This is a genomic window from Leucobacter japonicus, assembly GCF_001273855.1.
In the GTDB taxonomy this organism is placed as follows: domain Bacteria; phylum Actinomycetota; class Actinomycetes; order Actinomycetales; family Microbacteriaceae; genus Leucobacter; species Leucobacter japonicus.
Genome location: NZ_JHBX01000013.1, coordinates 1 through 248, shown reverse-complemented (window position 1 = coordinate 248; position 248 = coordinate 1). Strand labels below are relative to the sequence as shown.

Annotated in this window: 1 protein-coding gene; it reads right to left on the bottom strand. The window is 60.9% G+C overall.

The window, feature by feature from the left end; genetic code table 11:
- Positions 1-248, bottom strand: a 248-nt coding sequence (locus AMS67_RS00030; protein WP_156316458.1) for an efflux RND transporter permease subunit, incomplete at both ends; no start/stop codon positions are given.

The following is a 248-nucleotide window of genomic DNA, read 5'->3' as shown; positions in this document are numbered from 1 at the left end:
GGACGGGGTCGGCACCTTCGGGCAGGCTGGCCCGCGCCTGATTCAAGCGTTCGGTGACCTGCTGGCGCATGAAGTACAGGTTGGCGCTCTCCTTGAAGATCACCGTGACCTGGCTGAAGCCATTGCGCGAGAACGAGCGCATGTTCTCCACGCCGTTCAGGCCGGCAAGCGCTGTCTCGATCGGATAGGTCACTCGTTTTTCAACCTCGACCGGTGTCAGTGTCGGGACAACCGTGTTGATCTGTACC